The sequence below is a fragment of the Microbulbifer mixtoriginis (SeqCode) genome, assembly GCF_052467945.1.
The window spans coordinates 2,881,273-2,904,971 of the sequence record NZ_CP174328.1 but is presented as its reverse complement, the minus strand read 5'-3'; the positions used below and the strand labels follow the sequence as shown (position 1 = coordinate 2,904,971).

At 50.2% G+C, this 23,699-nt stretch carries 24 protein-coding genes; 11 read left to right on the top strand and 13 right to left on the bottom strand.

Features of this window, described 5'->3' with window-relative positions:
- Positions 1-125: 125 nt before the first annotated feature.
- Together argJ and mutT are read left to right on the top strand one after the other, a co-directional pair.
- Positions 126-1,328, top strand: coding sequence for a bifunctional glutamate N-acetyltransferase/amino-acid acetyltransferase ArgJ (gene argJ, locus ACJJIJ_RS12765; RefSeq protein WP_252082954.1), 1,203 nt, complete (start codon positions 126-128; stop codon positions 1,326-1,328).
- Positions 1,329-1,337: 9 nt separating this feature from the next.
- Complete coding sequence (gene mutT / locus ACJJIJ_RS12760; protein ID WP_252082953.1) at positions 1,338-1,736, top strand: 8-oxo-dGTP diphosphatase MutT; 399 nt, start codon at positions 1,338-1,340, stop codon at positions 1,734-1,736.
- Positions 1,737-1,801: 65 nt separating this feature from the next.
- Here the strand turns inward: mutT and yacG are convergent, their stop codons facing one another.
- From yacG to pilB, 5 genes are all read right to left on the bottom strand, one after another.
- Positions 1,802-2,017 carry a DNA gyrase inhibitor YacG gene (gene yacG, locus ACJJIJ_RS12755; RefSeq protein WP_252082952.1) on the bottom strand — a complete coding sequence of 72 codons (216 nt, stop codon included), beginning with the start codon at positions 2,015-2,017 and terminating at the stop codon, positions 1,802-1,804.
- Between the two features lie 73 nt (positions 2,018-2,090).
- Positions 2,091-2,687 carry a dephospho-CoA kinase gene (gene coaE / locus ACJJIJ_RS12750; protein WP_252082951.1) on the bottom strand — a complete coding sequence of 199 codons (597 nt, stop codon included), beginning with the start codon at positions 2,685-2,687 and terminating at the stop codon, positions 2,091-2,093.
- Between the two features lie 134 nt (positions 2,688-2,821).
- Complete coding sequence (locus ACJJIJ_RS12745; RefSeq protein ID WP_444937553.1) at positions 2,822-3,700, bottom strand: prepilin peptidase; 879 nt, start codon at positions 3,698-3,700, stop codon at positions 2,822-2,824.
- A 12-nt stretch (positions 3,701-3,712) separates the two neighbouring features.
- Positions 3,713-4,930: a type II secretion system F family protein gene (locus ACJJIJ_RS12740; protein WP_252082949.1), complete on the bottom strand. Its 1,218-nt coding sequence runs from the start codon at positions 4,928-4,930 to the stop codon at positions 3,713-3,715.
- A gap of 154 nt (positions 4,931-5,084) precedes the next feature.
- Positions 5,085-6,797, bottom strand: a complete 1,713-nt coding sequence (pilB, locus tag ACJJIJ_RS12735) for a type IV-A pilus assembly ATPase PilB (RefSeq protein WP_444937552.1) — start codon at positions 6,795-6,797, stop codon at positions 5,085-5,087.
- Positions 6,798-7,176: 379 nt separating this feature from the next.
- On the opposite strand from pilB, the gene ACJJIJ_RS12730 reads away from it, so the two are divergent.
- Entirely contained in the window at positions 7,177-7,599 is a 423-nt protein-coding gene (locus ACJJIJ_RS12730; protein ID WP_286036973.1) for a pilin, read from the top strand.
- Positions 7,600-7,942: 343 nt separating this feature from the next.
- Here ACJJIJ_RS12730 and ACJJIJ_RS12725 read toward each other — a convergent pair whose 3' ends face one another.
- Positions 7,943-8,923: a Y-family DNA polymerase gene (locus ACJJIJ_RS12725; protein WP_252082947.1), complete on the bottom strand. Its 981-nt coding sequence runs from the start codon at positions 8,921-8,923 to the stop codon at positions 7,943-7,945.
- 21 nt (positions 8,924-8,944) lie between these two features.
- Complete coding sequence (imuA, locus tag ACJJIJ_RS12720; protein WP_444937551.1) at positions 8,945-9,652, bottom strand: translesion DNA synthesis-associated protein ImuA; 708 nt, start codon at positions 9,650-9,652, stop codon at positions 8,945-8,947.
- Between the two features lie 205 nt (positions 9,653-9,857).
- Between imuA and dcd the strand changes: the two genes are divergently transcribed.
- The 3 genes from dcd to ACJJIJ_RS12705 are packed head-to-tail and all read left to right on the top strand — an operon-like array spanning position 9,858 to position 11,851.
- The gene (gene dcd, locus ACJJIJ_RS12715; RefSeq protein WP_252082945.1) at positions 9,858-10,427 is read left to right on the top strand and encodes a dCTP deaminase; all 570 of its coding nucleotides are present in this window, start codon (positions 9,858-9,860) and stop codon (positions 10,425-10,427) included.
- A 28-nt stretch (positions 10,428-10,455) separates the two neighbouring features.
- The gene (locus tag ACJJIJ_RS12710; RefSeq protein WP_252082944.1) at positions 10,456-11,664 is read left to right on the top strand and encodes a BaiN/RdsA family NAD(P)/FAD-dependent oxidoreductase; all 1,209 of its coding nucleotides are present in this window, start codon (positions 10,456-10,458) and stop codon (positions 11,662-11,664) included.
- 1 nt (position 11,665) lies between these two features.
- Positions 11,666-11,851 (top strand): hypothetical protein, encoded by a 186-nt coding sequence (locus ACJJIJ_RS12705; RefSeq protein ID WP_252082943.1) that lies wholly within the window; start codon positions 11,666-11,668, stop codon positions 11,849-11,851.
- A 143-nt stretch (positions 11,852-11,994) separates the two neighbouring features.
- Here the strand turns inward: ACJJIJ_RS12705 and ACJJIJ_RS12700 are convergent, their stop codons facing one another.
- Positions 11,995-12,264, bottom strand: a complete 270-nt coding sequence (locus ACJJIJ_RS12700; protein ID WP_252082942.1) for a YMGG-like glycine zipper-containing protein — start codon at positions 12,262-12,264, stop codon at positions 11,995-11,997.
- 152 nt (positions 12,265-12,416) lie between these two features.
- Between ACJJIJ_RS12700 and ACJJIJ_RS12695 the strand changes: the two genes are divergently transcribed.
- Complete coding sequence (locus ACJJIJ_RS12695; RefSeq protein ID WP_252082941.1) at positions 12,417-12,626, top strand: DUF3820 family protein; 210 nt, start codon at positions 12,417-12,419, stop codon at positions 12,624-12,626.
- 589 nt (positions 12,627-13,215) lie between these two features.
- Here the strand turns inward: ACJJIJ_RS12695 and ACJJIJ_RS12690 are convergent.
- The 5 genes from ACJJIJ_RS12690 to gltA all read right to left on the bottom strand — a co-directional run bounded on the left by ACJJIJ_RS12690 (position 13,216) and on the right by gltA (position 20,004).
- Positions 13,216-13,764 (bottom strand): Tll0287-like domain-containing protein, encoded by a 549-nt coding sequence (locus tag ACJJIJ_RS12690; RefSeq protein WP_252082940.1) that lies wholly within the window; start codon positions 13,762-13,764, stop codon positions 13,216-13,218.
- Positions 13,765-13,776: 12 nt separating this feature from the next.
- On the bottom strand, positions 13,777-15,129 hold the full coding sequence (locus ACJJIJ_RS12685; protein WP_252082939.1) for a cytochrome c3 family protein: 1,353 nt from the start codon (positions 15,127-15,129) through the stop codon (positions 13,777-13,779).
- Positions 15,130-17,160 (bottom strand): FAD-dependent oxidoreductase, encoded by a 2,031-nt coding sequence (locus tag ACJJIJ_RS12680; protein ID WP_252082938.1) that lies wholly within the window; start codon positions 17,158-17,160, stop codon positions 15,130-15,132.
- A gap of 699 nt (positions 17,161-17,859) precedes the next feature.
- Positions 17,860-18,396, bottom strand: a complete 537-nt coding sequence (locus ACJJIJ_RS12675) for a hemerythrin domain-containing protein (protein ID WP_252082936.1) — start codon at positions 18,394-18,396, stop codon at positions 17,860-17,862.
- A gap of 318 nt (positions 18,397-18,714) precedes the next feature.
- Positions 18,715-20,004: a citrate synthase gene (gltA, locus tag ACJJIJ_RS12670; RefSeq protein WP_252082934.1), complete on the bottom strand. Its 1,290-nt coding sequence runs from the start codon at positions 20,002-20,004 to the stop codon at positions 18,715-18,717.
- Between the two features lie 442 nt (positions 20,005-20,446).
- Here gltA and sdhC point away from each other — a divergent pair, with 442 nt between their 5' ends.
- The 4 genes from sdhC to ACJJIJ_RS12650 are packed head-to-tail and all read left to right on the top strand — an operon-like array spanning position 20,447 to position 23,683.
- The gene (sdhC, locus tag ACJJIJ_RS12665) at positions 20,447-20,821 is read left to right on the top strand and encodes a succinate dehydrogenase, cytochrome b556 subunit (RefSeq protein WP_252082932.1); all 375 of its coding nucleotides are present in this window, start codon (positions 20,447-20,449) and stop codon (positions 20,819-20,821) included.
- Positions 20,815-21,183, top strand: coding sequence for a succinate dehydrogenase, hydrophobic membrane anchor protein (sdhD, locus tag ACJJIJ_RS12660; protein ID WP_252082931.1), 369 nt, complete (start codon positions 20,815-20,817; stop codon positions 21,181-21,183). The genes sdhC and sdhD overlap by 7 nt, the downstream gene beginning before the upstream one ends.
- Positions 21,184-21,186: 3 nt before the next feature.
- A complete protein-coding gene (gene sdhA, locus ACJJIJ_RS12655) occupies positions 21,187-22,959 on the top strand; it encodes a succinate dehydrogenase flavoprotein subunit (RefSeq protein WP_252082930.1) in 1,773 nt (590 codons plus the stop codon).
- Positions 22,960-22,978: 19 nt separating this feature from the next.
- Positions 22,979-23,683, top strand: a complete 705-nt coding sequence (locus ACJJIJ_RS12650; protein WP_252082928.1) for a succinate dehydrogenase iron-sulfur subunit — start codon at positions 22,979-22,981, stop codon at positions 23,681-23,683.
- The last annotated feature ends 16 nt before the right edge of the window (positions 23,684-23,699 follow it).

Genomic DNA, 23,699 nt, shown 5'->3' with positions numbered 1-23,699 from the left:
TTTTTACCCGCATTAAGTGCGGATAATTGTTGATTCGAAAGAGGTAGGATCTAATAATGGCGCTTTTCTACCTACAGCTAGCTTTAACTAACTAGAGCCGAAGCCGGTGCTAGAGTCGAACAGATATGCCTGAATCATTACTTCCTCCCGTAAAAGGGATTCGCCTTGCCAGTGTTCCAGCCAAGATCAAAGATTGGTCCCGTGATGACCTGTTGTTAATAGAGGTCGCCGAGGGTGCATCGGTCTCGGCCACCTTCACCCAGAACAGCTTCTGCGCCGCGCCGGTAATGGTAGCCAAAGAGCATATCGCACAGGGGAATATCCGCGCCTTGCTGGTTAATGCGGGTAATGCCAATGCGGCTACAGGCGCACGTGGTCTAAGCGACGCCAGAGCCTGCTGTTCAGCAGTAGCTGCAGCGATGAATGTTCGAGCAGAGCAGGTATTGCCATTCAGCACTGGGGTGATTGGTGAGCACCTACCTTTGCAGCGTTTATTGGATGCTATCCCCAGCGCTGCTGCAGAGCTAATCGAAAGCGGGTGGGAGCGGGCAGCAAAAGCCATCATGACTACGGATACCCGTCCGAAAAAAGCCCAGCGCCTCCTAAAAATTGGCAGTGAAGAAGTTACAGTGGTGGGAATCGCCAAAGGATCCGGCATGATTCAGCCAAATATGGCGACCATGCTGGCCTATGTCGCCACCGATGCCTGCATCGCCCAGCCTTTACTGGATCAAATGGTGAAGGAGGCCGTAAATGTCTCCTTTAATCGCGTAAGTGTAGATGGCGATACCTCTACCAATGATGCCTGTGTACTCATTGCCAGTGGAGTAAAAGGCAAGCCTATCCATTCCCCTGCTGATGAAGGTTATAGCGCATTGATGGAAGCTATTACCCAGGTGCATATTGAGCTGGCCCAGGATGTGGTTCGGGATGGTGAGGGGGCCAACAAATTTGTCACGATTCAGGTGGAAGGTGCAGAGAGTAGTGAAGAAGCTCTTAAAGTTGCTTTCGAAGTGGGTAACTCCCCTCTGGTAAAGACTGCACTTTACGCTTCAGACCCCAACTGGGGGCGTCTGGTGATGGCTGTTGGCAATGCAATAACTCATAGTCTGGATACTGAAAAGGTCAATATTTACCTGGATACTGTGCAGGTAGTACAGGCCGGAGGTCGCGCGGTGGACTATCGGGAAGAGTTAGGCGAGCAGGTGTTTTCTCAGCCTGAATTCACCATTCGTATAGAGCTGGGCCGTGGCAACGCCAGTGAGTATATCTGGACCTGTGACTTCTCCCACGAGTATGTCACCATCAACGCTGAATATCGCACCTGAGGAGTTGTTGTGAGCCGTGTTATTCATGTTGCTGTTGGTGTAGTCCGTCGCAGCGATGGCAAAATTTTAATTGCCCGCCGCCCCGATCACTTGCATATGGGCGGGCGCTGGGAATTTCCTGGTGGCAAGGTGGAGTCCGGGGAAAGCGTACAGCAGGCCCTGACCCGTGAGCTACTTGAGGAAGTGGCAATTGAGGTTGATCAGCTACAGCCCTTGGTGGAAATCCAGCATGAGTATGCGGAAAAGACCGTACTTCTCGATACCTGGCAGGTAACGGCATTTTCCGGTGAGGCTCAGGGGCGTGAGGGGCAGGAGACCGCCTGGGTGGCGGTACAGGAACTAAACAATTATCAGTTCCCAGATGCCAACCAGGCGATTATTGAGGCTATCAAGGCTGTGGAAGTTTAAATCGAGCACGCCTATGTAAAGTCTTGGCAGAGTCTTATGCATAGGCTGCAATCATAGATCTCGACTTAATGGCGCTGCTTGCCCGGGTCTAGGTCATCACTCAAAACGTCATCATAAATAGACTCGCCTGGTATCTTGTGCCCCTCGCTGGCCCACTCGCCAAGATCAATTAATTTGCAACGTTCGCTGCAAAAAGGTTTAAAGGGAAACTTATCGCTCCACTCTATCGGCTTTTTACAGGTGGGGCAGTTTAGGCTTGGGGCTTCTTTTGGCTTGGGCATATTAGGTTTGGTACAGCTTCTTCGATGTTTGGGGTAGTCTCGGGGTCTATTATTTTACATTAGTAGAGTCGTGCTAAGACTTCGCTAATTGCAAATATTTCTGATGCAAAGCTTGTACCTGGCTGCGTAACTCCGTCAATCCTATAGAATTGTCCAGTACATCATCAGCCTTGGCCAGGCGGTCCTGTCGGTTAAGCTGTGCCGCCATAATTTTGCGTATTTGTTCTGGGTGATTTTCATCTCTACTGCTGGCCCTCTCCAGCTGTAAGCTTTCCGGCAAATCTACCACGCAGATTCTATCTACCAGCTGATATTGGCCGGATTCGATCAATAGTGGTGACTCCAGTATCGCGTAAGAGCTAAAACTCTGTTCCAGCGAGGTAATGATTTCCTCGCGTATCAAAGGGTGCAATAGCTTTTCCAGCCAGGCCCGCTCTTCATCATGATCAAACACTAAGGCACGCAGTTGCGCTCGATCCAACTCACCATTTTCTAGTAATACATTTGTGCCAAAGTGTCGGGCTATCTGCTCCAGCGCAGGTCTGCCAGGTTGTACCACTACCCTTGCGGCCCAGTCAGCGTCCACCACGTGAATGCCCAGCTCGCGAAAGTACCCCGCGGCGGCGGACTTGCCACTGCCGATACCTCCAGTTAAGCCTACTCGAAACAATGGCTTGTCTCCCTGCAATTAAAAGTTTGGAGCTAAAAACAAGAAACCCGGCCAATGAGTGGCCGGGTTAATGGTAATTCACTTGCCTCAGATGGGCTAATCGGGTCCTGGAAGTAGCTGGTATGGCTGGCTACCTATAGGCCGGAAAAGCTCAGGTACCAATCAACAATCTGCTCACCCCATAGCATAGCAATCCAGCCTGCACCGGCCAGATAAGGACCAAAGGCAATCGGTAGACTGCGATCCCGTCCAACCGCCAGGCTCCAGGAAATACCTGCTATAGCACCAACTCCGGCAGAGAGCAGAATTACCAGAGGCAGCATCTGCCAGCCAAACCAGGCCCCGATAGCTGCGAGTATCTTGAAGTCCCCAGCTCCCATACCTTCCTTGCCGGTAACCAGCTTAAAGATATGAAACACCAGCCACAAAGAAAGATAGCCCGCGATAGCTCCAATAACGGCATCTTGCAGTGGAACAAAAATACCCCAAAGGTTTATCAGTAAGCCGCCCCAGAGCAACGGCAGGGTAATGCTGTCTGGTAATAACTGCTTATCGAAGTCGATACCAGTAAGTGCGACTAAAGCCCAAGTAAAGACACAGCCCGCCAGCGCCTGCCAAGTAAAGCCCAGCTGCCAAACCACTACGGCGGTGAGAATTCCAGTAGCCAACTCAATCAAAGGGTAGCGTTTGGAAATCGGCGTGCCACAGGAGCTACATTTACCGCGCAAAAATAGATAGCTGATGACAGGAATATTTTGCCAGGGCTTAATTTCAGTTTTGCATTTAGGGCAGTGGGAGTGTGGCAACACCAGGTTGAACGGTTTATTCAGCTCCTCTTGCTCGGCCTTGTTAGGCTTTGAGTCAAAATAGCTATAAAAATCCCGTTTGTATTCCCGCTCCATCATTACAGGCAGGCGCAGGATAACGACATTGAGGAAGCTGCCTATAAGTAAGCCTAAAATAAAGGTACTACTAATAAGTAGCGCTGGATATAAAGATAAATACTCAAACATCTTTTTAATTATTTATTTTATTACTTGGCCCATTTGGAATATAGGTAGGTACATGGCTATCAATAGCCCCCCGACCAGTACCCCGAGGATAGACATAATCATTGGTTCAAGAAGTGTGGTTAAGTTATCTACATCATTGTCTACTGCTTCTTCATAGAAAGTGGCGGCCTTACTCAGCATTTCATCTAGCGCTCCTGATTCTTCGCCGATGGATGTCATTTGGACAAGCATTACAGGATATAGTCCGGACTGGCGCATGGCGGCATTTAGTGGGATGCCCGTAGCAACAGAGTCACGAATTTTGAGTGTTGCCTCTTCATAAATATAATTGCCTGTTGCCCCAGCTACTGATCGCAATGCGTCGATGAGGGGGACACCGGCTGCAAAGGTTGTAGAAAGAGTTCGAGCAAAACGAGCAGCAATAGAGTTGTAAGTTATTTTGCCAATAATTGGTAGCTTTAAAGCTAGCTTTCCAAAAAAACGATCAACTGTTTTATTTCTCTTTTTTGCTTCGAGGATGCCGCCAACTGTAAGGGTAGTGCCAATTAAGGCAATGAACCAATAAGCCTGCATCCACTCAGAAATACCAACTACAAACTGGGTAAATGCAGGGAGCTCTGCTCCGAAACTTTCAAAAGTATCTGCAAATTGTGGTACGACCTTGATAAGAAGTATAGAGGTAACAATAACTGCTACGACGATAACCGCTAGCGGATAAGTCATCGCTTTTTTAATTTTTGCTTTTAGGGCTTCGGTCTTTTCCTTATACGTGGCGATGCGGTCGAGCATCACTTCTAAGGCGCCCGATTGCTCTCCTGAGGCGACTAAGTTGCAAAATAAATCATCAAAAAAGAGAGGATGCTTACGAAGGGCATCAGCGAATGCGGTACCAGAGGCCACATCGTCACGGATCTTTAAAATTAGTTCCCTAACCCCTTCGTTGTCTAAGCCATCGGCAACGATCTCAAAGCTTTGTACAAGAGGCACCCCTGCTTTCATCATTGTGGCTAGCTGCCGAGTAAATAGGGCGATATCTGCAGGTTTTACCTTCTTCTTGCCACCACCAAATAATGGTTTGGGCTTTTTCTGTACACGGTTGGCTATAATGCCCTGCTTACGCAGTTGCGCCTTAACTAGTGCGGGGCTGGTACCGCTTATCTCACCTTGAACCTTAGCCCCTTTGCTATCTACACCTTTATAGATATATGCGACTGCTGCGGCATTGGCCATACTTTTTATCCTGATTCTTTCATTCGTTGGCTGGTCTGACGCCATGCCTAGTATCTATTTACTCTGGGAACTCCAGAAGCTCAGAGGTAATCTGAGCACGGTAGTTTGATAACATCACCGGGGACTTTAACTTCAAGAGGTTAGCTGTACGAGTTTAATCTTTGGTTACTCGGTTGGCTTCCTCCAGGCTGGTAATGCCCATTACCACTTTGCGCAATGCAGAAGTCCTTAGATTATTAAAACCCTCTTTGCGCGCCTGATCGGCGATCTGAATGGAATTGCCGCCCTCCATTATAATTCTGGAGATGCCATCAGTGATGCGAACCACTTCATACACACCCACGCGGCCCTTGTAGCCTTTTGAGCAGTGCTCGCAGCCAACAGGCTGGTAAATGGCCCAGTCGTTCCTTGGAATATTCACTGCAGAGAAACCCTCGGCTTCCAAGACCTCACTGGGAAGAGTAGTCGCCTTTTTGCATTCATTACACAAACGCCTCGCCAAGCGCTGGGCGATAATAACACTGACGGAAGTCGCAATATTAAAAGTGGGAACCCCCATATTCATCAGGCGCGTAAGGGTTTCTGGAGCTGAGTTGGTATGCAGGGTTGAGAGTACCAGGTGCCCAGTTTGCGCTGCTTTGATAGCAATTTCTGCGGTTTCCAAATCCCTAATCTCTCCTACCATGACGATATCAGGGTCTTGTCGCAGGAAAGAGCGCAGGGCTTCAGCGAAATTTAGCCCAACTTTGCTGGAGACATTAACCTGATTGATCCCTTCCAGGTTGATTTCTACCGGGTCTTCAGCGGTAGAAATGTTGAGCTCAGGAGTGTTGAGAATATTGAGGCCGGTGTATAGAGAAACTGTTTTACCTGAACCAGTGGGGCCGGTAACCAGGATCATCCCTTGGGGTTGTGCCAGGGCATCCATGTAGATCTTTTTTTGTTCCTCTTCATAGCCGAGGGCATCAATTCCCATTTTTGCTGAAGAGGGGTCGAGAATCCGTAAAACAATCTTTTCTCCCCATAGGGTTGGCAAACTGTTTACCCGGAAGTCGATAGCCTTGGTCTTGGACAGCTTCATTTTAATCCGGCCGTCCTGGGGCACTCGCCGTTCCGAGATATCCATCTTGGACATCACTTTCAAGCGGGCAGATAGGCGTGTTGCTAACTGAATCGGAGGCCTGGCAATTTCATGCAATACGCCATCGGTGCGAAAACGAACCCGATAAGATTTTTCGTAGGGTTCAAAGTGAATATCGGAGGCACCAGTGCGAATTGCATCTAGAAGAACCTTATTGACAAACCTTACAACGGGCGCTTCATCCCCACCCGGTTCGCTTTCATCGTCGGATTCAGATTCGCTTTCGCCTACATTGAGGGAGTCTAGCTCTTCATCATCGATACCCTTCAGGCCTCCCCCGATATCTTGGCTATCAGAGAGGTAGCTTTCAATAGCCTTTCCCAGCTTATCGGTTTCTACTAAAACCGCATCAGTACTGAGGCCAGTATTAAAATTGATCTCGTCCAACCCTGACAGGTTGGTGGGGTCTGCGACAGCGATAAATAAGCGATTACCACGCCTATAGAGGGGGAGCGTAAAATGTTTGCTGATTAATTTTTCGTCGATGATACCCTTGGGGATCATCTCGAAATTGTAACTGCCAAAATCAAATAACGGTGTGCCGAAGGCTTGGGAAGCAATATTGGCGAGCTCCCGGCTTTTTACTAGCTTGGCTTCTACCGCATGTTGGGCGAAACTCTGGCCTGAACGATGGGCAGCCTTAAGTGCAGAAATTGCTGTGGCTTCGTCGAGAATTCCATCTGCTACCAAGCGTTTTGCCAGGCCGTTAAGGGAGGGGCTAGTCATGGGTGAAACCGCTGCTGTTACTGAGTACTCGCGTGAACGAGAGATCTTGTTTGTTTTTTGAGCTGACGATATTTAAGTCAAATGAGCTAAGAGTGAAGCAAATATAGCGAATAAAGTTAATGGAGCCAATAAAGGTATAAGAAGAGACTTGCACAGTATTGTCAGCGTCTAAAGGTGACACTTTTTGTCAGATACTTGAGTAGGGCGTCAATAAGTTTTGATGGCACATTATTAAAATTGAGTGGCATTACTTGTTGGTAAGGTTGTTTGTATAAAGGCTGGAGTCATGTCTTGCCAAACTTGGCACGAACCTTGTATCTTGTCTGGCGACTTCCTCACGGGATTCACTTTTTTAAAAGTCTGTATGGAGACGGTTACAATGAAAAAGCAACAGGGTTTTACTCTTATCGAACTGATGATCGTAGTTGCGATTATCGGCATTCTGGCTGCGGTAGCAATTCCCGCTTATCGTGAATATCTGACCAGTGCACACGGCAGTGCTGCGATGAAATCTGTTCAGGGTCATATCACCAACGGTGTTTTGTGTGTTCAAACCGGAGGTGATGTTTGTGCTCGCTTAAAAACCGAAGCAACATCCGCTAAGCTGGTTTTGGACCCTGCAGATCCGGCAATTGGCACAGCGCTGAAGATCACCGGTGCGGGCGACACTTGTAAAGTGCATGCTAATATCGACGCTAACGGACTCTTGACTTATACCGCGGAGAAGGTAGCAACCGCAAATAGTAGTGTAACTAATGCGAAATGTGCCTCAGCAGCAGGTCCAAATGTAACTGCTTTGTAAGTTAGGCTACGGTCTGAAGATTGCTAAAAGAATCTCTGCGTTAGCAGAGATTCTTTTAATTAGGATTGGATTCTTGTCTACACACTTCCAAAAGTGTTTTTAGTTGGCTTCAAATGGTAGTAGTGATAATTTGATCTGGGGATTGTTCCCTTTTTTAGAGTATTCTGGAAAATTTCACTTTTGCTGCTCTCCTCTCAATCCGTAATTTTAACGGACGCCATTTTTTAACAGATTTGCGCACGCAGCTTTCATTGGGTGGATGCCATATATAGGGTTCCTGCTTTGGAATAGATTTGTTGTCCTGAAGAGAGCTGTGCCACAAAATTTGATTTTATTGTGTGATTTATTTCATGGTAATGCCTGAGAGGGCTTGCTGACCAAGTCGTGTATTTAATTTATTTATAAGTTTCTGGCTTTTTGTGTCATTTCTTTTTCGGTTGAGAGCTATTTTTTTTTGCGCTTGCTCTTCCAGTTGTGACAAAAAGATATCCACGCTAAAAGATGCTGTTTTTTTCTCCGCACCCCCTGTCTGCCAATATGATTTTTTAGCATTTAGTTTGCGGCACTGAATTTGCTTACCGTGCTCCTGAAATAGATTGCAGGTGGTGGTTTTCTGTTGGCTGCTATTGAGCCGAGCTAGGTAATCGATAAAAGAGCGGCCAAAGTGGCTTTCAATCTCCGATAAGGGGGCGGATAGTAATTGGCTTATCCGCTTAAACCCATGGGAATTTAGTTTTTCTAAGGTTTTATTATCGCACTCTAGTAGTTTGCTGGGAGCGTGACTGATCCATTGTTTCCACTGCTGTGTTGTCGGTGGGGTGTGGGTTTGCTGTAACCAACGGCGATGCTCCGGTAATTGGCTAAGCAGCAGCGCTGCACTGGGGCTATGGCTAAGCCCCATACGGTGGCTAATACCTATTTGTGTAAGTTCTTGCTGTATTTTATGCAGTAATGCTCGAAATCCGCCATCTGTTTTAAAGCGGTTGCCCAACTCAAGGTAAAGCTGTGGATGACGATAGCTTTCTTCATGTTTTGCAGTTTTTATACAAATCATCGCTGACAAGCTCAATCCCCAATGTGCAAGCTCCTCCAGCTGCAGCTCTCTTTCTCTATTGCGGCGTAATATCTGCAAGCCTGGGCATAGTTGACGGGCACGGGCAATACTCAAGCCCGCGATGACTCCATACTCGAAGGCGGTTTTATTTACCTCCACTATGATTTGCTTTTCCACTATCGCCAATGGTTGGCTTCTCTCCTCTGGCGTCTGGGCGCGGGTGAGCGCCTCCAGGGGAAGTTTGGGAAATTGGATGCAAAGCCAGAGCATGGAGAGTTCCTTAGATGCCGCTTAGTGCAGGGCTAGATGATGCCGTTTTGATGTGCTGTGTTGCAGGAGGTTTAGCTGAAGGTGTTGACCACTAAGGCCACCCACTTGTTTTAGCAGTCTGAGGGTAAGTTGCTCTGGCTTGCTATGCAGCTGTAGTCGTAATGTGGCAGGCGAGGGCCGGGGGTCTTCTGACTGGGGGCGGAAGTGGAAGTGCAGGCAGCCGCTTGCTTCGGCGGATTGCTGCAGGCGCTGCAGCTCTCGATAACTTATCGCCTGCTCGCCCTGCCAGCTCAAAACTGCGGAACAGCCTCCGGATTGTAGGGACTGCTCTATGGCCCAGAGGCAGTCTCGTTTGTCGCGGGGGTAGACTAATAATAGCTGTTCCAGTTGGATACCATGCTGGGCAAGTTCTGATGCACAGGGAGTAAATGGGGGTTTGATGAGAATCACCATCTCTCCTTTTTGGGTCAGTTCAGCGAGCATAGGGAGTAGGAGGCTCAATGTGTTGGAGCTTGCCTGGGGTACAAGCAGCTCAGTAGTGCTACCGTGCGGCCAGCCGTGGTCTTTGAGAAGGACATCCAGGCTGGTGAAACCGGTAGTGGCCCCTGCGTTTTGGGGTTCATTGGCTGCTTGGCAGGCCTTCTTGCCTCTAAAGTGTCGCAGTCTGATTGAGGGGTCGGCTTGGTTTTCCAAGTGATTGTTTTGTATGAAGTTTTTGGCTTTGTTCACATTGCCACCCTGCATTCTTGTCTCGGTCTTCAATCGGATCTAACCAGGTGACTGTATATATATACAGTTTATTGTGGATTTATACAGTAGTTAGTGGTTGGCGACAAGGACGAAAGGCGTCGATTGGCACTTTTTTGCACAGTCTAAACCGGCTATGATTCCGCCTCTTTTGTTGAGCACTGATTATTCTTTTTAGGGGGACGGAGTGAGTATCAAGTCCGATAAGTGGATTCGCCGCATGGCTGAGCAGCACGGCATGATTGAGCCATTTGAGCCGGGCCAGGTGCGCCATGGCAATGATGGCGAGCGACTCATCTCCTACGGTACGTCTAGTTACGGTTACGATGTGCGCTGTGCCGGTGAGTTTAAGATCTTTACCAACGTGCATTCGGCTACCGTGGACCCCAAGACCTTCGATGAGAACAGCTTTGTCGATGTGGAAGGGGAGTACTGTATCATCCCGCCGAACTCCTTTGCCCTGGCGCGCACAGTGGAGTATTTCCGCATTCCGCGCTCAGTGCTGACCATCTGTCTGGGCAAATCCACCTATGCGCGTTGCGGTATTATCGTCAATGTAACGCCGCTGGAGCCGGAGTGGGAAGGGCATGTGACCCTTGAGTTTTCAAATACCACCAATCTGCCGGCGAAGATCTACGCCAATGAAGGTATCGCGCAGATGCTGTTCTTCGAGTCTGATGAGATCTGCGATGTGTCCTATGCGGATCGCGGTGGTAAGTACCAGGGGCAGCGCGGCGTGACCCTGCCTCGTACCTGATACTTGGGTGATTGCGCAGCCCTAATTCATGAGTGATGTATCCCATAGCCAGCTGCCCAAAAGTGTCGATGTACTGATTATCGGCGCTGGGGCAGCGGGTTTAATGTGCGCCGCCTCTGCCGGCCAGCGCGGCCGCAGTGTGCTGGTATTGGATCATGCCAATAAAGTTGGTAAGAAGATCCTGATGTCCGGCGGCGGCCGCTGTAATTTCACCAATCTCTACACCAGTGCGGAAAATTTCTACAGCCGCAATCCCCATTTTTGTAAGTCTGCCCTGGCGCGCTATAGCCAGTGGGACTTTATTGCATTGGTGGAAAAGCATGGGGTTTCCTACCATGAGAAAACACTGGGCCAGTTGTTTTGCGACAACAAGTCCAAGGATATTCTCGACCTGTTATTGGCGGAGTGCCGTGCAGCCAAAGCTCAGGTTCGCACCCGTTGTGCCATATCCTCAATAGAGTCGGGGCAGGGTGGTTATCGTGTTGAAAGCAGTCTGGGGACAGTTCACTGTGAGTCCCTAGTCGTGGCTACTGGTGGATTGTCGATACCCACCATGGGGGCTACGGGCTTTGGCTATGATATCGCTCGGCAGTTTGGGCTCAATATCATCCCCACTCGTGCGGCCTTGGTACCCTTTACCCAGCACAAGCGCCAGTTGGAGCGGCAGGATAGCCTACCGGGCAGCTCGCTTAGTGTGACGGCTTCCTGTGGTGAGGGCAGCTTTCACGAGCAGATGCTATTTACTCACCGAGGTTTGAGTGGACCGGCGGTATTACAAATATCCAGTCATTGGCGCGAAGGTGAAAAGGTGACTTTCGATCTGGCCCCCGATCGCGATCTGGCCGATTGGCTGCAACAGCGCCGCCGGGAGAGCCCGGAGATTCACTTGCACAGTGTTTTGTCTGAGCTTTGGACTAAGAAGCTTGTACAGTTTTTCCTACAACGGCAGCATATCGACAGCCGCCCCCTCAAGCAGTTTACTGAAATTGAGTTGCGGGAACTCGGAGCCAAGTTGCAAGTCTGGACGCTGGTTCCCGATGGCACCGAAGGCTATCGCACTGCAGAAGTTACCCTCGGCGGCGTGGATACAGATCAGATTTCTTCGCGTACTATGGAGTGCAAAACCCAGCCAGGGCTTTATTTTGTGGGTGAAGTACTCGATGTGACTGGCTGGCTGGGGGGCTTTAATTTTCAGTGGGCCTGGGCTTCTGGGCACGCGGCGGGGGAGGTCGCCTAATATGGGAGATGTGATTCCTTTTAAAAGAAAAACCACCTGGCAGAAACACAAAGGCAGCACTCTTTGCCGGGAAGGTTTTCACAAGTGGAAAGTGGTTACCGAGCGCAAGTTTGATGTTAAGCAGGGCAAGCTCGTCACAGAGTATTGCTGTGAGCGCTGTGGAAAAACCAAGACCAAGTTGCTTTAAAGTGGCTCGCTAGAGAAAACACAGCTTCCTGAATGTTGCTCATTGTCCCGGGTGGCTCTTATCCCAGATAACCCCTGGTGCGTTAGGCGCACCAGGGGGTGCGCCATGCATTAACTCTGAGCCTGACGATTCTCCATTAAACACTAATAACGATAGTAGCCTCCGCGATAGCGATAGTAGTCTCTGCGTTTTCTTTCTCTGTCGTAGAGATAGCCTGCCCCTGCGCCAATCACGGCGCCTGCTGCGGTGCCACCGGGCCGACCACCACTGATTAGGGCACCGGTTACGGCACCGACGCCGATGCCGGTTCCGATGCGACGATCGGTATCGCTCATATTGGCACAGCCTTGCCCGCCGAGGCCTAGGGCCAATACTGCGGTTAAGCTGAGGTATTTAATCGCTTTGATACGCATAGTCACCCCTTTCAGTGATGCTTGAGGGATAGAGATTCGGTAAGACAGACCGAATAATTTCGCAGCCAGTGTAGGGTGGAGATAAGTCAGCAACAAATATCTAAGCTGTGGGCTGCGTATAGCACAAAATAAGAGATTTGAAGGATTTTGCGATGTTTGAAAAGCAGCAGTTGATTGATATTGCCCAAACTCCAATGCCATTCGGTAAGTATGCGGGTAGGGTACTTATCGATCTTCCTGAGGAGTACCTGCTTTGGTTTGCCAAAGAGGGTTTTCCTACTGGGAAGTTGGGGCAGTTGATGGCTCTGACGTTGGAGATCAAAATTGAAGGGCTGGAAGGGCTGATTGCGCCGTTAAAATAATCTGAAGGTTTTCATCTTTGTTCTCTTGGTAAAAATCAAAAAAATCTAAGCAAGAGGCCACTCTATAAACTTCTAGGCTGCTCTTTGCTTTATTTGGTTTTTCATGATTTCTTGTGGAAAAAATGCCTACTAGCTCGGTTTAGAGCATGTTATACCAGTACCTTGATTTTGATTTTCTAGGTTGCGAGTCTAGTATTTAAGTGCCTAGGTGAGCTTTGCGGAGCGAAGCGTTAACAACAAGCGGTCCGTAATGGAGACTGGACTAACCCGGAAATAGGCCCACAGCGGGTGACCACTGGTCTGAATGATTTCAGCGAGGTTAAAGCGGGAGTAGAGCCAGTCATATTAAAGAGGGAGCGGTCGAAATGAATTCGGCCGCTAATTATTTTATCCACAAAATATATTTTTTAATCTTCTTCTTATTTTTTGCTGATTTATATCGGCAAATGATGGAATTATGAGGAATTTTACAATTAGCTCTTTGGGATAAAAGAAAATCGCTGATTGCTAAATGTAGAGAGCGTCGGGGAAAGCCCCCGGCAGTGGATTTGCCGGGGGCTGGATCAGCTAAGGAAGTTCAAGCGATAGATTAGAGTGGTATACGAACAACTACACCACCCATAGTTTCGCCAAGCTCAAAATTATCGCGTGGACTATCCGCGTGATCATTGTGGCAGCTGACACAGGCTGGGGATACACCCACATCGGCATAAACCGCGGTAAAGTATTCGGTATCACCGAGTGTCTCACGGCCATAGAAATTTTTACCTGGGTTGTCGATGACAAACTGCAAGCCTTGCTTTTCCATTTCGGTGCGCGGCTTGTTCTGTTTGTTTACCGGCCATAGGGACAGCAGGGCGTAGCTGAAGCCAGATTCTTTTTCCGCGACTCGCTCAGCACCCATTCGCATCATTTGTGCGGGCAACGGCAGTAATTTTTTATCCTGCCAGTGCTCGTCGGCATCCAGAACTTTTTCCTCATTTTGCAAACGGTTAACTACCTTGTTGGTGTAATTGGCTCTGTCTGCCTCAATCACGGCAAAGATAGCATCCGCCATTCGCTCCGGTGCCACGCCCTGGTTTTTTTCACAGCCAGTGAGTAGGGCCAGTCCGGCGATAAAACAAGCGGCAATACGCATAGTGTTCCCCTCCTATTGGGATTGTGTTTGCTTATTTTTGCTTTTGGAAATTCTTGCAATGCGGTCGCGGATTAAGTCAAACGTTTCATGCTTATCCGCAGGCTTATGCTTGAAATTCTGAGAGATCAGTTTTTCGTCCGCCATGGCTGCCAGGGAAAACTCCGCTCCATGGCAGTTCAGGCAGACAGGCAACATTTTTTCATTGGGGCGGAGATTGTGGTTCTGGTTATGATTGACCACAACCTGTTCTCCGTGGGTTTCCCGCGGCAAGTGACAGCTGGCACAGCTAACGCCGTTTTCTGGATCTGCTTGCCAGGTATTGAAGTGCGGCGATTCCTTGTAGGCCAAGCTGTGCTCATCGCTGTGGCAGCTGAGGCAGGATTCCACAGCAGCGAACTGCAAGTCGACATCGTGGGGGCCGTGACAACTGGTGCAACTGAGTTCCCCGGAAGCGTCAGACTGCATGGGAATCCAGGCCTGGTGTGGCGTCATGGCACCAACCTGTTGAACAAATTCCTGTGGCAACTTGGATGAGAGGCGCATTCCGTGTTTACCTTGGGTAAAAGATTCCCGTTGCTCGCTGTGGCAGCTTGCACACTGTTCCACAACCTCAGCACTAGTAAATTGCATTTGTCCATTGGCGTGGCAACTGCTGCAGTTCACGTCCACTTGAGCATGGGGGCTTTGCGCCCAAGCCGCAGCGATTTCTGCAGCTGCAGTTTCTTCCTGTATATCCGCCTGCTGCACCTGTAGGGGGTGGGTATCGGGATGTTCCTGTAACCAGGATTGCATGGCGGTACGGGTCGGAAGCTTTGCCTCCTCGAGCAGATCGGGTTGTCCGACATGAGCGATTAAGAAATCTTCATAAAGGGTGCCGTTATCGTGGTAGTTGTGGCAGCCGGCGCTGGCACAGGTCTCGAAGCCCATACCTTCATGGCTACTGCGCTCTTCGGCAATTTCGCTGTGGCAATGAAAGCAGAAATCCCCGGCCAGGCTGACACCCATTTCTCGAGTAATTTGCTGTTTGTGTTCTGTGTGGCAGCTGATGCATTGACGCGCATCCAGGGTTTCCAGTAATTGGGCGTTACGGGGGTCGAGAAATTTTTTACGCGGATGGGAGTCATCGGCCAGCTCTAATTCTTCTGCGTGACAGCTTAGGCAAGATTGCTGAATAGATTCCTCCCCTGAAAACCCATCGGTATGACAAGAAGTGCAAGCGAGTTCTATCTGATGATGGCCATGTGTGGGCTCGCCAGTTATAAATAAAGACTTGTCATCTGCCGTTAGGTTATAGGAAGCGTAGGCACCTACAACCAGGGTCAATAGCAGTCCGTAATGCCAAAATTTAAATTGATAAGATTTCATTTAGAAGTAATAAACCGCAAGAATGTGATAGGCGAGGAGTACCGGCAGTGCCCAAAGTAAGGCGTAGTGAACGCGTGACCACCACTTGCGATGTTCGCGTAGTCTGAGATCGGTCCAGTGATGGTTGCGGGCCATAAAAACACCAACAAGGGAGCCTGTAGCAGTAACCCCAAGGAAGACCAGCATGAGTGCGAGGTTGAGGTTTTGCCCCATACGGAAGCCTGTGTGCACAGCAAGTGCGACCACGGCAACTACCCCAGTAAGGCTGTGGGCATAGCGCCAGTGATCCACATGGCCGAAAGATAGTTTTTTCCAGCGCTTTCGCACACTGAGCGCAGCGGTAAAAAAACACAGCGCGAGAATCGTGTAGCCGGTTACCTGTTTCCAGAAGTTGTCATACCAGAGTTTTTCCCAGAATTGGCCGGCCTGTACCGAGTCGGATATTGGCGGGGGCGGCATCAGGAATGACAGAGTAATTAAAAGTAACGATATGATCGAAGTGATTAATATACCCTTGGCGTGGCGCATAACCAGATTAGGCGCAGGGGTATCGAGTAGCTCGGCCATTAAGGGGCGGCAGCTGCCGCAGACAGATCCGGCGGTGGTTGCCTGCTGTAGTTCGTTTAAAGTGCGCTTGCCTTCGGAAATAGCCTTGCATAATTCCCCTTTGCTGACGGAATTACACTGGCACACCAGGTAGCTGTCGGGAAAACTCTTGATACTGTTTGAGGTCTGTAGGTCAAATAGACGGCCCTCGTCTGCAAACTGCTTAAGCGCTTGTGCGCTGACTTTTTCCTCCTGAGCTACCGCTTGGCGCAAGCTGTTGGCCTCATCCCAGCTGCCAATATAAATAGCACCGAGAATGCGCCCATTTTGAACAAATAGCCGGCGATAAATACCCTTGAACCGATTACGGAAAACGTGGCTCTGTAAATTTTCCTGCTGGTGAAGGTTATCGGAGGCAACATCTCCCATAATAGCGCAAGGAATATGGGCGATTTTGAGTTGGATATCTGTGTAACTGCCGGAGTAGGAGCGCTCTAAAATCTCCCCTCCATGTTCGCGGCGAATATGTGAACAACAGCTTTCCGCCTGTTCATAGCCGGGGCGAACCAGCTGATAAACCTTTTGATCAAACTCGGCACATTCACCAATTGCGTAAACATCTGGGTCGGAAGTTTGCATCCATTCGTTGACTACAACCCCTCTATCGATTTTTAGTCCGGCTTTTTTGGCAAGGGAGACTTCTGGCTGAATGCCAGTGCAAAGAACAATGGCATCGACGCAGAGATTTTCGCCATCCTCAAAGTGTAAATGGGATTTTTCCCCCTGCTGCTCAATAGACTTAAGAATTGAGCCTGTTTTCAACTGCACACCAAGGGCGGCAAGAGAGGATTTTAAAAACTCCTCGCCTTCCTCGCCTAAGAGGCCACTTAGTAATTTTCCGCGGGATTGAAGTGTGACAGTATTTTTCGGTGTTTTTAGAGCCGTTGCCGCTTCCAGCCCCAAGGCGCCGGCACCGATCACACAAATATCGGCGTGCCGCTCCCGCAGGGCGATTAGATCATTGGTATTGCGCAGGCTGCGAAAGGGGTAAACGCTGGGTAAGCCTGCACCGGGGATTGTGGGAATTTTGGGGTTGGAGCCGGTGGCTAGAATCAGCTTGGTGTAGGGCTGAATATTACCGGCAGCATCTGTTACCGTTTTTTTGACACGGTCTATAGAGACGATTTTACGGTCGATATATTCTGCGAGTCGGTGGTCAGTTTTACCTAGGATGGGATTATCCAGTTCCTCCCGTTCCACATGGCGAGAGAGGTACTGAGATAATTTTACACGATTGTAAGGTGATTCTGTTTCCGCTCCATAGATAACAATTTGCGCTTCGTCACAGAATTCAAGCAGTTTTTGTGCACAGCGAACCCCGACCGGTCCAGTGCCTACAATTACATAAATCGGATAGCTGCTGTCGCTGGTGCGGGCGCCATCTGGTAAATATTGACGAGCAGCTGAACTTTCTAGTTCAGTCATATTTCCCCCGAATCCCCCGGCTTTTACTACTGGCCTTTTGTCCTTTTTGTTTTAAGCCACAAAGCTCTCAGAACTTCCTAGACCAATATTCCACCGTTATGAGTTTTTTTAAATTCTAATTTCTATATGTTTAAACAAAATTAAATAAACGTCTAGTGTTGAATAGAAATCGCGAGAGAGAATAGGAAGGTATGGGAGGTCAGGCTGGAAAGTTTTTTTAAGTTGTTGTTATTGTTCGCTTTTTTTGATGCTAGCTTCAGCAAAAAAAGTGGCTGGCCTGATTGTGGTTGCCACTTTTTATTTGTTGAGGAAAAATTTTTAATCAGGCCTTCGCTGTCAATACCTATTAGGTGGGTAAGTTTGATTAGCCTTGGGGTGTAGCTTTAAATAAGCTAAAAAATATGTACTCCACTCTTATGGGCTAGATGCGCTTATCCGAAATAATTCCAAAATAATTTTCACTTACCTGTCGGGTATGCGTCTAACGCTTTTGGGTTGGTAAGCGGTTTTTAGAAAAATGTTTTGAGTCAGCGAGGGTCTGGAGCCAGGCTTCTAAAGGGAAAAGGTTTGCGCCCCGTCCTTGTGGGTCGCAGACATCCATTCAAAATATTTTTTAATAAGTTGTTACTCACTCATTGGCTCACGCCTAATTCCTGTAGATGTTGAGTAACGAACTGGACCTCTCTAGTCCGAAAATACTTAGGAGGGCTGATAGAGAACGTAAAGTTCTTTTTCTTCCAGTGCGGTGCGGCGAGTGAGTGCTTCACCTATCTTTTGGTAATCCATTTTAAAGTCGCGAACCATTTCCGGGGTGAAGGCTTCATGATTGTAGCGTTTGCAGAATTGCACCACGGCATTGGCGATTTCATTCATATCAGTGCGGAAATCTTTTACAACCTGCAGTGTGTGCGCATCGCCGGCGAGGGCCTGCTCTAGATAGACGTAGAAGCGAACATTTTCCTTTATCAGATGTGCCTGGAAGCCGGACTTAAATTGAGTGAGTAGTTGTGACAGTTGGCGATAGTTTTGCTTTTCAAAGCCTTCGGACCACATACGCTGGAAAATGCCAATTAAGTGGCGGTGATCGTCCTCCAGGGCTTTGATCAGAGTTGGGTCGTAAGAAATTGTGCGGCTGCCTTTAGCGCTGGCATAGTTGCTGCGGGTATATTTTTCTTCCAGGTCGACGCTGTCGGAGGACTTGCTACCTCTGAACATGCCGGAGATAAAGCTAAGCATATGCTGTGCCCTTAATAGGTTTAATTTTGGGTGTTGTATGGGTAAGGGAAACCGCGGGCGGGTAGTTGCTGAGGTGCGGTAACTACGCAGCAAATTCACCCGGTCCGAGAGGCGCGGATTTTACATTGCATGACAGGTGTTTTTCTGTGTGGCGGGAGTTACATCAGGATGAGAATTTTAATATTGAGAACCTTGTCACAATTAATAGAGGTCTGGGTTGTTGTATTATTTGAATTTTGTTGAATATTTTTAAATTCCAGGTGGTTATTTCAGGAAATAAAAAACCCGGCATTGCCGGGTTTTTTATTTTGAACTTTATTAGCGTTGTTCCAGTGGAACATAATCGCGCTGGGCATAGCCGGTATAAAGCTGGCGAGGGCGACCAATTTTGTACGGGTTGGAAATCATTTCATTCCAGTGTGCGATCCAGCCTGAAGTGCGGCCGGTGGCAAAAATTACGGTGAACATATCGGTGGGGATGCCGATAGCCTTCATAATAATACCGGAGTAGAAGTCGACATTCGGGTAGAGTTTTTTCTCGACGAAGTAATCGTCCTCAAGGGCGATTTTTTCCAGCTTCTTAGCGATCTTCAGCAGAGGATCGTTTTCTGCGCCCATGGCTCCCAGAACTTCATCGCAGATGCCCTGCATTACGCGGGAGCGTGGGTCGAAGTTCTTGTAAACGCGGTGACCGAAGCCCATCAGGCGGAAGGGGTCATTCTTGTCTTTGGCACGCTTCACGAACTCGTCGATACGGCTCTCATCGCCAATTTCCTGCAGCATGTTCAGTACTGCCTCGTTGGCGCCGCCGTGAGCGGGTCCCCATAAGGTGGCGATACCGGAGGAGATGCAGGCGAAGGGATTGGCGCCAGAGGAGCCAGCCAGGCGCACGGTCGAGGTGGAGGCGTTTTGCTCGTGGTCAGCGTGTAACAGGAAGATGATGTCCATTGCCTTGGCGACAACCGGATCGATCTTGCTGGGCTCGCAGGGATTGCCAAACATCATGTGCAGGAAGTTCTCGGAATAGCTGCGGCTATTGTCCGGGTACATGAAGGGCATGCCTTGGGAGTGCTTGTAGCACATGGCTGCCAAGGTTGGCATCTTGGCAATCAGGCGGTGCGCGGAAATCTCGCGGTGCTCCGGATTGGTGATATCCAGGGAGTCGTGATAGAAGGAGGCGAGGGCACCCACTACGCCACACATCATTGCCATCGGGTGGGCATCGTAACGGAAGCCTTTAAAGAAACTCACCAGGGATTCGTGAACCATGGTGTGAGACATAATAGTGTCTACATACTTCTTCTTTTCTTCTGCATTGGGCAGCTCGCCATTCATCAGCAGGTAGCAGGTTTCCAGATAGTCGGATTTTTCTGCTAATTGCTCGATGGGGTAGCCCCGGTGCAATAATTGGCCTTTGCCACCATCAATAAAAGTGATCTTGGAATCACATGAGGCGGTGGATACGAAGCCCGGGTCGTAGGTGAAAAAGCCTTTGCTGGTCAGGCCGCCGACATCGATCACATCGGGGCCGAGGGTGCCGGAGCGAACGGGCATCTCAAGAGCGCCGTCGATACCATCGACTGTGAGGTGCGCTTTTTTATCGGACATTGCGGACTCCTAAAAACTGTTCTTATGGCGGCCTTTTCCTAGTGTTTTCGGGTGCTGGCGGCCTTTTGAGCGGGGCCAAACTTAAGTGCCGCGCCGCAAATTGTCAAACCCAAAGGGGTGGACGGCCAGTCGGCCGGCAACAGGATATTCGGCGACAGCGTGGGCTGGTAGAGCTTTTGCCTGGTCGTGGGCGCAAAAATCTGCGGAAATCCCGTTGAGCTAAATCCTGTGCCTGCGGGGTGTGCTGAGGTGGCGTATTCCTAGGCGTTCGTTGTGTTTTGACTATCGAATGCCTATAATCCGCGCGGCTTGCGCCATGGTACGGCTACTTTGTACAAGGCTTCATCAGGTCGAGTGCAAAGTGATCAGCAAGCAGCTCGTCCCTCCCAATTTGAAAAGCTAACGGGCGCCCGGTCGTTCAGGGCAACAAGGTGTTTTTCCTGTGAACAAAAACAGACCTGTCAATTTAGACATTTCCACTATAAAGCTTCCCGCTGCCGCTTTGGTTTCCATTTTGCACCGTGTATCCGGTGTGGTGCTCTTCGCCGTTGTGGCGTTGCTGCTCTGCATGCTCGATGCCAGCCTGGAATCCGAACAGGGCTTCGCCGATATGGCGGCAGCATTTAACAGTATTCCAGCCAAGCTCATCCTGTGGGCCTCCCTGGCAGCTCTTATTTACCATTTGCTGGCCGGTGTGCGTCACCTGTTTATGGATATGGGTATGGGTGAGAGCCTCGAAGGTGGTCGCCGCAGCGCAATTGCCGTGCTGGTGGTGAGTGTAATCCTTATTCTTTTAGTGGGAGTATGGTTGTGGTAAGAACAGTAACTAGCTTCGGCCGTAGCGGCACATTCGACTGGCTCTACCAGCGCGTTACCGCAGTAATACTGCTCGCTTATGTCCTCTTTATAGTGGGCTTTATCTTTTTCACCAAAGACTTCGGATACCAGGCCTGGTCTGAATTGTTCGCCCAGCGCTGGATGCGTGTATTCAGCTTGGTTGCCTTGCTGTCCACCGTGATTCACGCCTGGATCGGCCTCTGGTCTGTGGTTACCGACTACATCACCAACCGGGTGATGGGCGGTAAGGCCACTGTTCTGCGCCTGTTCGTAGAAGTGATCCTGGCTGCGGTTGCCGTGCTTTACACGGTGTGGGGCATTGAAATTCTTTGGGGTGTATAAGCAATGGCGAACATGCGAACTATTTCTTTTGACGGGATTGTGATTGGTGGCGGCGGTGCGGGTATGCGCGCGGCTCTGCAGATGGCCCAGTCCGGCTATAAAACTGCGGTAATTACCAAGGTATTCCCAACCCGTTCTCACACGGTATCCGCCCAGGGTGGTATTACCTGTGCGATTGCCAGCTCTGACCCCAATGATGATTGGCGCTGGCACATGTATGACACCGTTAAAGGCTCCGACTATATCGGTGACCAGGAAGCGATTGAATACATGTGTTCTGTAGGCCCCGAAGCGGTATTTGAGCTGGAGCACATGGGCCTGCCTTTCTCCCGAACTGAGGAAGGCCGTATTTATCAGCGCCCCTTCGGCGGTCAGTCCAAAGATTTCGGCCGCGGTGGCCAGGCAGCCCGTACCTGTGCTGCCGCCGACCGTACTGGCCACGCACTCCTGCACACGCTGTACCAGAATAATGTTAAGCACCAAACCGAGTTTCTGAACGAGTGGTTTGCGATTGACCTGGTGAAGAACCAGGACGGTGCCGTGGTGGGTGTGATCGCCATGTGCATCGAAGATGGCGAAGTGGTGTTTATTAAGTCCAAGGCGACCGTATTCGCTACCGGTGGTGCCGGCCGTATCTTCGCCTCCACCACTAACGCACACATCAACACCGGCGACGGTGTCGGTATGGCCCTGCGCGCAGGTATGCCTGTACAGGACATCGAGATGTGGCAGTTCCACCCGACTGGCATTTACGGTGCCGGTGTACTCGTGACTGAAGGTTGTCGCGGTGAGGGTGGCTACCTGATCAACAAAGACGGCGAGCGTTTTATGGAGCGTTACGCGCCCAACGCTAAGGACCTCGCTTCTCGCGATGTTGTAGCCCGCTCCATGGTACTTGAGATTCTTGATGGCCGCGGCTGTGGCCCCGAGGGTGATCACGTGTTCCTGAAGCTTGATCACTTGGGCGAAGACTTGCTCAACAGCCGTCTGCCCGGTATTTGTGAGTTGTCCAAGACCTTTGCCCATGTCGACCCAGTTAAGGCGCCGATTCCGGTTGTTCCCACCTGTCACTACATGATGGGCGGTATTCCCACCAACGTTCACGGCCAGGCCTTGACCCAGGACGCTGCGGGCAACGACCAGATCATCGACGGCTTCTACGCCTGTGGTGAGGTTGCCTGTGTATCGGTACACGGCGCTAACCGCCTGGGTGGTAACTCGCTGCTGGACCTGGTGGTATTCGGCCGCGCATCCGGCCTGTTTATCGAGAAGGCACTGCGTGAAGGTATTGAGCACCGCGAAGCGTCCGAGTCCGATCTGGAAGCGGCGATGGCGCGTCTGAACCGACTGGAAACCAACGAAACCGGTGAGAAAGCTGCGGACCTGCGCAAAGAGTTGCAAGGTGTAATGCAGAATCACTTCGGCGTATTCCGCCGCGGCGACTACATGGCGGAAGGCGTGAAGAAGCTGGCTGACCTGCGTGAGCGTATTGAGAATGTACGCCTGGACGACAGAAGCCGTGCCTTTAACACCGCCCGTGTCGAAGCGCTGGAACTGCAGAACCTGCTGGAAGTTGCCGAGGCCACTGCGATTGCCGCGGAGACCCGCACTGAGAGCCGCGGTGCCCATGCCCGCGAAGACTTCCAGGAGCGCGATGATGAAAACTGGCTGTGTCATTCCATGTACTTCCCAACTGAGAAGCGTGTGGGCAAGCGTGCGGTAAACTTCGCACCGACCACCATGGAAGCCTTTGAACCGAAAGCTCGGACCTACTGATTCGGGAGCGGAATAGAGTATGTTGAAAGTAAGCATTTACCGTTACAACCCGGAAACTGATAAAGCGCCTTACATGCAGGACTACCAGCTCGACACCCAGGGCAAGGACCTGATGGTGTTGGACGTGTTGGAGTTGCTCAAGGCTCAGGATCCGACCCTGTCCTTCCGCCGCTCCTGCCGCGAAGGTGTGTGTGGTTCCGACGGTATGAATATTTCCGGCCGCAATGGCCTGGCGTGCACTACGCCACTGTCTGAAGCTGCCCCCAAGGGTAAACTGATTCTGCGTCCGCTGCCGGGCCTGCCTGTGATTCGCGACCTGGTTGTGGATATGGAACAGTTCTACGAGCAGTACAAAAAGATTGAGCCGTATTTGCAGAATGACACTCCGGCACCGGCGATTGAGCGCCTGCAGTCCCCAGAGGATCGCGAAAAACTCGACGGTCTGTACGAGTGTATCCTGTGTGCCTGCTGCTCCACCGCCTGTCCGTCCTTCTGGTGGAACCCGGACAAGTTTATCGGTCCGGCCGGCCTGCTACAGGCTTACCGCTTCCTAGCGGATAGTCGCGACCTGGCCACTGACGAGCGTCTATCCAACCTGGACGACCCCTTCAGTGTGTTCCGTTGTCACGGTATTCAAAACTGTGTCAACGTATGTCCTAAGGGTTTGAATCCGACTCGCGCCATTGGCCATATTCGCAATATGCTGCTGACGCGTGCTGTATAGGGATTAATGAAGGCTG

Bases quoted from the DNA above. Each gene is read 5' to 3' on its own strand.
- ACJJIJ_RS12705 (WP_252082943.1), top strand. From the start codon at position 11,666: ATGGGAGATGTGATTCCTTTTAAAAGAAAAACCACCTGGCAGAAACAC.
- ACJJIJ_RS12675 (WP_252082936.1), bottom strand. From the start codon at position 18,396: ATGCTTAGCTTTATCTCCGGCATGTTCAGAGGTAGCAAGTCCTCCGAC.
- ACJJIJ_RS12710 (WP_252082944.1), top strand. From the start codon at position 10,456: ATGAGTGATGTATCCCATAGCCAGCTGCCCAAAAGTGTCGATGTACTG.
- ACJJIJ_RS12745 (WP_444937553.1), bottom strand. From the start codon at position 3,700: ATGTTTGAGTATTTATCTTTATATCCAGCGCTACTTATTAGTAGTACC.
- ACJJIJ_RS12725 (WP_252082947.1), bottom strand. From the start codon at position 8,923: ATGCTCTGGCTTTGCATCCAATTTCCCAAACTTCCCCTGGAGGCGCTC.
- sdhA (WP_252082930.1), top strand. From the start codon at position 21,187: ATGGCGAACATGCGAACTATTTCTTTTGACGGGATTGTGATTGGTGGC.
- argJ (WP_252082954.1), top strand. From the start codon at position 126: ATGCCTGAATCATTACTTCCTCCCGTAAAAGGGATTCGCCTTGCCAGT.
- ACJJIJ_RS12700 (WP_252082942.1), bottom strand. From the start codon at position 12,264: ATGCGTATCAAAGCGATTAAATACCTCAGCTTAACCGCAGTATTGGCC.
- yacG (WP_252082952.1), bottom strand. From the start codon at position 2,017: ATGCCCAAGCCAAAAGAAGCCCCAAGCCTAAACTGCCCCACCTGTAAA.
- gltA (WP_252082934.1), bottom strand. From the start codon at position 20,004: ATGTCCGATAAAAAAGCGCACCTCACAGTCGATGGTATCGACGGCGCT.
- pilB (WP_444937552.1), bottom strand. From the start codon at position 6,797: ATGACTAGCCCCTCCCTTAACGGCCTGGCAAAACGCTTGGTAGCAGAT.
- ACJJIJ_RS12695 (WP_252082941.1), top strand. From the start codon at position 12,417: ATGTTTGAAAAGCAGCAGTTGATTGATATTGCCCAAACTCCAATGCCA.
- ACJJIJ_RS12680 (WP_252082938.1), bottom strand. From the start codon at position 17,160: ATGACTGAACTAGAAAGTTCAGCTGCTCGTCAATATTTACCAGATGGC.
- ACJJIJ_RS12740 (WP_252082949.1), bottom strand. From the start codon at position 4,930: ATGGCCAATGCCGCAGCAGTCGCATATATCTATAAAGGTGTAGATAGC.
- ACJJIJ_RS12685 (WP_252082939.1), bottom strand. From the start codon at position 15,129: ATGAAATCTTATCAATTTAAATTTTGGCATTACGGACTGCTATTGACC.
- ACJJIJ_RS12730 (WP_286036973.1), top strand. From the start codon at position 7,177: ATGAAAAAGCAACAGGGTTTTACTCTTATCGAACTGATGATCGTAGTT.
- ACJJIJ_RS12650 (WP_252082928.1), top strand. From the start codon at position 22,979: ATGTTGAAAGTAAGCATTTACCGTTACAACCCGGAAACTGATAAAGCG.
- ACJJIJ_RS12690 (WP_252082940.1), bottom strand. From the start codon at position 13,764: ATGCGTATTGCCGCTTGTTTTATCGCCGGACTGGCCCTACTCACTGGC.